Annotated in this window: 6 protein-coding genes; 4 read left to right on the forward strand and 2 right to left on the reverse strand. The window is 37.6% G+C overall.

Features of this window, described 5'->3' with window-relative positions:
* Nucleotides 1–177 precede the first annotated feature (177 nt).
* Both FJR06_RS09265 and yidD read right to left on the reverse strand, forming a co-directional pair.
* On the reverse strand, nucleotides 178–873 hold the full coding sequence (locus FJR06_RS09265; RefSeq protein WP_168651294.1) for a M15 family metallopeptidase: 696 nt from the start codon (nucleotides 871–873) through the stop codon (nucleotides 178–180).
* Nucleotides 874–1,061: 188 nt separating this feature from the next.
* On the reverse strand, nucleotides 1,062–1,307 hold the full coding sequence (gene yidD, locus FJR06_RS09270) for a membrane protein insertion efficiency factor YidD (RefSeq protein WP_168651295.1): 246 nt from the start codon (nucleotides 1,305–1,307) through the stop codon (nucleotides 1,062–1,064).
* 51 nt (nucleotides 1,308–1,358) lie between these two features.
* Between yidD and FJR06_RS09275 the strand changes: the two genes are divergently transcribed.
* The 4 genes from FJR06_RS09275 to FJR06_RS09290 all read left to right on the forward strand — a co-directional run bounded on the left by FJR06_RS09275 (nucleotide 1,359) and on the right by FJR06_RS09290 (nucleotide 7,078).
* Nucleotides 1,359–2,066 (forward strand): diacylglycerol/polyprenol kinase family protein, encoded by a 708-nt coding sequence (locus FJR06_RS09275; protein WP_015081354.1) that lies wholly within the window; start codon nucleotides 1,359–1,361, stop codon nucleotides 2,064–2,066.
* Nucleotides 2,067–2,400: 334 nt separating this feature from the next.
* Complete coding sequence (locus FJR06_RS09280) at nucleotides 2,401–2,772, forward strand: CTB family bacteriocin (protein WP_015081355.1); 372 nt, start codon at nucleotides 2,401–2,403, stop codon at nucleotides 2,770–2,772.
* Nucleotides 2,773–3,277: 505 nt separating this feature from the next.
* The gene (locus FJR06_RS09285; protein ID WP_168651296.1) at nucleotides 3,278–4,786 is read left to right on the forward strand and encodes an HlyD family efflux transporter periplasmic adaptor subunit; all 1,509 of its coding nucleotides are present in this window, start codon (nucleotides 3,278–3,280) and stop codon (nucleotides 4,784–4,786) included.
* Between the two features lie 123 nt (nucleotides 4,787–4,909).
* The gene (locus tag FJR06_RS09290) at nucleotides 4,910–7,078 is read left to right on the forward strand and encodes a peptidase domain-containing ABC transporter (RefSeq protein ID WP_015081357.1); all 2,169 of its coding nucleotides are present in this window, start codon (nucleotides 4,910–4,912) and stop codon (nucleotides 7,076–7,078) included.
* The last annotated feature ends 67 nt before the right edge of the window (nucleotides 7,079–7,145 follow it).

Raw genomic sequence — 7,145 nt, forward strand, 5'->3', positions numbered from 1 at the left:
GTAGCTGACTTAGTCAGCTACATCTTCAAGGGTTTTCGGCATTTCCCTTATAAAAACTTCACTAGTAGCATCAAAAATTATAACACAACCTATTGAAAATATCAAACTTTGCGTCTTTGCTCCTTTGTGCCTACCCTGCGGGATCTCTAAGAGAGATTGCGCGAAACATAAATTCATTTAACTTAATCGTCCATAACGGGCTGTCATCAGAGTTTCGGGATGAGATTGATTATATAACCAAGCCCACATTTGATCACCAAAAGAAAAATGCCACCATTCTCTAGGATTGCGTTGAAATCCAGCTTTTAACATTACATCCCGTAATAATTGCCGGTTAGCATTATAGCCTTGATGACTATGAATATAATATTCTGGATGCGATCGCTCGGACATCTCATCAATGGGTGAACCCATATCCACAATTGCCCCAACATCATTGACTAGAGTAATATCCACCGCAGCCCCCGTACTGTGGGGAGGAGGGGTGTTCATATCTAAACTGGGTACAGCCCAAATTTCATAAACCGCTGTCCATACATCTTCCCGTTGCTGGGGTAATAATTCCTTTTCCGTCAAACCCCGTTCTCGCAACGCTTCCCTAAAGCTGTAATCTACCATAAACTGCTGCACAGCCACAGGCCGATAAGCATCGAATATTTGAATAGACCAATGGGGATGTAGTAATTGTAAATGATTTTGCGCCTGAATTAAATTTTCAACAACACTTTGACGCAAGTAATAAGGTGAGTGTCCGCCATAATTAGCACCTAACTTTTGATAAGGGTGAGGAGATTCCACCGCAAACAATTCTAGAGGAATCTTAACTAAAGGTTCACCACATTCAATAATGGGGATTTGGTAATAAGGTCGCATTTTAATTGCTAATTTTTAACTCTTTTTTTAACGCTTGTGAAATTCTATGCTTTCAAACTCTGACTCTCTGAGACTCTGCGCCTGGAGCGTGTTAGCGAAGCGGGGGGGGAAGCCCGATAAAATCATATTCTGAATCAGAAATTCCCAAAAAACTATCCGTGTAATCCAGTAATACCTTAAATCCGTGTTCACTCTTCATGCTGACAACAAGATTTTTCTTTCAGATCTGGAACAGGATCATAACCTCCTGGATGAAAAGGATGACAGCGTAAAATCCGCATAATAGCCATCCAAACACCCCGAAATACCCCAAACTGTTCAATAGCTTGAATCGCATACATAGAACAAGTCGGTTGAAAGCGACAAGTTGGAGGAAACAGGGGAGAAATAAAGAAGCGATAACCCTTAATTAGCCAAATCAATAATATTTTCATGTCCAAAGCTCATAAAGTAGAATTAAAGTTAAAAATACCTCTATTCCCTCATTGTTTAACACATTCCTCAGCTTAGAAAACCTTTCCCCATTGTCGCTGCAAATTGCCCCCGCTGCGGCTTGGGTAGGATTAATTATCTGCATTGCTTGGGTAGTTAGTCGTTTTACTGATAGTGAACCGGAAATCATTCGTAAAATCGTGCATATTGGTACAGGTAACGTAATTTTAATTGCTTGGTGGTTAGATATTCCCTCTTTTGTGGGAATTACTGCGGCAATTTTTGCGGGTATTATCACCTTGTTATCTTATCAATTCCCTATCCTTCCTGGTATTAATAGTGTCGGTCGTCAAAGTTTGGGAACATTTTTCTACGCTGTGAGTATAGGTGTTTTAGTGGGTATTTTTTGGTATTTACACCAACCCCAATATGCTGTTTTAGGAATTATGACTATGGCTTGGGGAGATGGATTAGCTGCTTTAATTGGGAAACGGTTTGGTAAACATAAATATGTGGTTTTTGGTTCTCAAAAAAGCTGGGAAGGTTCTTTAACAGTGACTTTAATTAGTTATTTTATTTGTGTAACTCTTTTACTGGTTACTCAAGGTAATATTTGGCAAACTTGGATGGTTTCCTTAATTGTCGCCGTAATCGCCACGATTTTAGAAGCCTTTTCTTTTTTGGGCATAGATAATTTAACAGTTCCTATCGGTAGTGCTACCTGTGCTTATCTGTTAAATCAGTTACTCTCTCATTACTGAATAATTCCTGATCTAGCAAAATGATTTTTCTGAAATTAGAGATATCTAAAAACATAGATATTTAATTTTATGTTGAGTAGAAATCCGAATAAATTCATATATTCAGAGTTTTCTGTAAAAACAACAAATATACATTGTGCAGATTTTATGTGAGCTAGGATTAATCTTTTAATAATACTATTCTAGTAATTAAAAAGTATTTTGTCTCTACTTTTAGAGGTAAATTTGCAAACTTTATTTTCTACCCGTAGGTTTATGAATTCTTAGGCAACAATGCTTATAGTTGAGTTGTTAGGTGATGGAACACCTAATTACGTAAGTGAGGCTAATAATTGTGTTAAATCAAATCAACGCATCCGATTTGCTTGTTGCTTTATCTGATCAACAACAAGAAATAGTGACTGGTGGGGCTGACTTTGAACTAGCTGCTAGTAACTATGCTAACAAGGGATCGCTCTTAATGGGAACAAGCGTCTCCGGTCCTCAAGGTAGCAGTGCTACTTCCGCAGGTAAGGCTAATACCATTCTAACTGCGGGACAAGATTTCTTAGGTTTAGGTGCAGACCTTCCTGCTGGTGTAGGGGCTTTAGGTCCAGCCGTATTACCAGGCGACGGCGGTGGCCGCGGTGCTGTACCTGCAATTGCCACCCCACTACCCCTACCTCCAGTTGCAAACGCAACTGGAACCGAAGCGATTCTTGCGTAAGTATGGGCTAGTAAGCCTATAAGTTTCCTTCCAAGCAGGACTCAACTAGTACCGCAGAGTGGAATTGAAAATAAACAACTGAAAATCAAAAAAGCAAATTACACCAGCTTTTTAAAGATTTTTAATGGTTAGTTATTTTCGCCGCTCTGCACTGCTAGTCAACAACTTTTTTAAACAACAAAGGGGGTTAGAGGAGATGACAATAACTTGCTCAACGTAAGTGAGGACTTTGAGAAAGTTTGATTCTTCTCCCCCATTTTCTTCACGCTTAATCCGCGTCGAACATTTGAGAAAGATAATTCCCACAACTAGGGCATAACCATCTCTACCCCCTCCACTAAATTATAACCGATGATCAAATTAATTTTCACAATGTGAATAGAGAAATTTAATTGTTTTTATTGCTGTCAATTTATTACCTAAGATAGTTACTTTTCGGCTGCATGATAGTAGTAATTTCTATCTTAGGTGAGACTATTTTAGTTCTAATCAAAGGTGTAATCCCGTGAACTCCTTACAGAGTCAAAATAACAATTCTCCCTATAATTTAAATAACTCGACTACAGAGGATTTGCATATACTAGAAGCTAATGAGTTTCTCCCCCATATCGGTAAATGGATTCATATCGGTGGGGGGGTGATGATTAGTATGTTTGTAGTGGCTGTGAGTCTTAGTTCTGTCCTCTATTACAACATCACAGTTAAAGTTCCTGCAACTATCCGACCATTGGGAGAATTACGGTTAGTTGAATCTGGCATGACAGGAACTGTGAAAAGAATTGTCGTTAAAGAAGATCAGCTAGTAAATAAGGGAGAAATAATTGCTTATATTGATGACTCCCAACTGCAATCTCAAAAAAGACAACTGCAAAATACTATCCAGCAAAGTCAATTACAACTTATTCAAATTGATGCTCAAATTAATCAGGTCAATACTCAAATAATTTCTCAAACCAACTTAAATGAGCGGACAATTATAGCTGTACAAGCTGAATTGGCTGGAACTAAGCGCAACTATAACGATCAGCAAATTAAAGCTGGTGCGGAAATGACACAAGCTAAAATAGCGATAAATTTAGCAAATGAGCAACTAGCAAGATTACAAAAAGAAAGGGTGTTAATAGCCACTGTCCAAGAAGCAGAAGCAGCATTAAAACTGGCTACTTTACAGCGCGATCGCTTACAGAGTATAGTTACATCAGGAGCAATATCTCGCAATTTAGTTGAAGAAAAAGAACAAGCTGTTAAATCGGCTCAAGCCAAATTGGAACAAGCTAAATCTAGCACTAAAAATCTCCAAGAAGAAAAAGAACAAGCTGTTAAATTAGCCCAAATAAACTTACAAAAAGCCAAAATTGCCGTTAATCCCAGTAATGCAAATGTGACAATTGCTTTAGAAAAAATTAGGCAGGAAAAAGCCAGAGGTGAAAGCAATTTAGCCGCTTTAAAAAAAGAACGAGAAACATTAATTCAGCAACGGTTAGAATTACAAAAACAACAGATTCGCACTCATCAAGAATTACAACAGTTAGACAATGAGTTAAATAAAAGTGTGATTCGTTCCCCAGCTAATGGCACACTCATGCAGCTCAAACTTCGCAATCCTGGACAGGTTGTCCAACTCAGTGAAGCTCTTGCTCAAATTGCTCCCGTGGATGCTCCTTTAATCATTAAAGCTCAAGTTTCTGCTAAAGATATTGACAAAGTAAAACCTGGTCAAATAGTACAAATGCAGGTTTCAGCTTGTCCCTATCCAGACTATGGAACTCTCAAGGGAACTGTAAAAACAATTGGAGCAGATGTTCTCGCAATTCCCCAAAATAATTCCATTATTAGCACACCCCAGGTAGCTACTTATCAAATAAATATTGAACCACAAAATCTATTTTTAGCAAAAGGAAATCATGTATGTGATCTCAAATCTGGTATGGAAGGACGCGCGGACATTATTTCTCGTCAAGAAACTATCATGCAATTTATTCTCAGAAAAAGTAAATTAATCACCAATTTATAAATAAGGATTGAGGTTTGGTTAAGTAATAGCACAACCCGACAAAAACAGCACAATAGAACAAAGACTTGCATAAAGTTGGGTTTCCTATCGTCAACTCAACCTACTAAACTTTTTTGGATAATTATGTTCAATATCTTTAAAAATCATCAAAATTATCAGTGTACTTTACAGTTAAGTGAAGAAGACTGTGGGGCAGCTTGTTTAGTTTCTATTACCAAGCACTATGGACGCTTTTTAAGCATGATTAAAAGCCGAGAAGCTGTGGGGACTGGACAATTAGGAACAACATTATTAGGTTTAAAACGAGGTTCAGAAAATCTCGGTTTCAATGCTAGAGCGGTCAAAGCTTCTCCAGAAATCATAGACAGAATTACAGAAATTACATTACCTGCAATTATCCATTGGCAAGGCTATCATTGGGTAGTTTTATATGGTAAAAAAGGCAAAAAATACGTTATTGCCGATCCGGCTGTGGGACTTCGTTATCTGACCAAAGAAGAATTAACCAATGCTTGGAATGGCGTAATGCTCTTATTAGAGCCAGATCCAGACCGCTTTTTTGAACAACCCCAAGAACAATCAAAAGGTGGTATCACGCGGTTTTTTTACCGGATTTTACCATTTCGTGGTTTGTTAACTCAGGTTTTAATGATTAATATTGTCCTGGGTTTACTAGCTTTAGGAACTCCTGTTTTAATTCAATTATTGACAGATGATGTTCTCGTGCGTGGAGATGTGCAATTACTCACTGTTGTAGTTTCCGCAGTCGTAGTTATGAGTTTATTTAGTGGAGGTTTACAAGTATTTCAAGCCTTAATGATTTCTCATTTTGGGCAAAGATTACAATTGGGTTTAGTCTTGGAATTTGGTCGTAAACTGCTGCAATTACCTTTAAATTATTATGAATCTCGTCGCAGTGGGGAAATTACTAGCCGACTCCGAGATATTGGCGAAATTAACCAATTAGTATCCCAGATTGTGATTGTTTTACCCAGCCAATTTTTTATTGCTGTGATTTCTTTTTGCTTAATGTTATTTTATAGCTGGCAATTAACAATAGCAGTTTTATTAATTGCTGCTTTTATGACTTTATCAACCTTACCTTTCTTACCAATTCTTCAGCAAAAAACCCGCAGTCTCTTAGTTTTAGGAGCAGAAAATCAAGGTGTTTTAGTCGAAACATTTAAGGGCGCACAGGTAATTAAAACTACAAATGCTGCTCCTCAATTTTGGGATGAATTTCAAAGTCGGTTTGGTCGTCTAGCAAATCTGGCTTTTAGTACGGTTCAAATAGCAATTATCAACGGGACTATTGCTAAAATTATATCTACAATTGGTGGTGTTATCTTGTTAGGATTGGGGAGTATGTTAGTAATTAAAGGCAATTTAAGCATTGGACAAATGTTAGCTTTTAATACTTTGCAAGTCAATGTTTTAGCTTTAATCAACTCATTAGTTGGCTTTGTTGATGAATATTTTCGTTCCCAAACAGCAGTTTCTCGATTATTAGAAGTTATTGATGCGACACCGGAAGTGGTGGGAGGAAGTCAAAAGCCAACTGCACAAATTTCTAGTGTGGCAGATATTAATTGCTCTCATCTTCAATTTCATCACGCAGGTAGAATTGACTTGTTAGATGATTTTTCTCTTCAGCTTCCTGGAGGAAAAACTATTGCTTTAATTGGTAAATCTGGCTGTGGTAAAAGCACTTTAGCTAAATTATTAGCTGGTTTATATGTCCCAGATTCTGGTAATATTCGCATCGGCTTTTTTAATATTCAAGATATTGCTTTAGATTGTTACCGACAGCAAGTAGTTTATGTTCCCCAAGAACCTCATTTTTGGAGTCGGACAATTTTGGAAAACTTCCGTTTGGGTACACCTAATATTTCTTTTGAAGACATAGTTGAAGCTTGTGATATTGCTGATGCAGATGGTTTTATCAGTCAATTACCGAATAAATATCAAACCGTATTAGGGGAGTTTGGTGCAAATCTTTCTGGGGGACAAAGACAAAGATTAGCGATCGCTCGCGGAATTCTCACAAATCCACCTATACTTATTTTAGATGAAGCTACCGCCGGACTAGACCCCATGAGTGAAGCTCATGTTCTAGATCGTCTTTTGGAACATCGTACAGGTAAAACCACAATTTTAATTACCCATCGTCCTAGCGTCATTCATCGTGCTAATTGGATTGTTCTCATCGAAAAAGGTCAAGTACAAATTCAAGGGACTCCGCAGACATTCCTCTCAAAACCCGGAGAGCATTTACAGTTTTTAACTGTATAAATCAATATTGTCAAAGTTTTTATTTTCCTATTCCTTAGAGGATGTTTGAAAAGTGGTATTCCGTAAT

It is taken from the genome of Dolichospermum sp. UHCC 0352, assembly GCF_009711925.1.
GTDB classification, from domain to species: domain Bacteria; phylum Cyanobacteriota; class Cyanobacteriia; order Cyanobacteriales; family Nostocaceae; genus Dolichospermum; species Dolichospermum lemmermannii.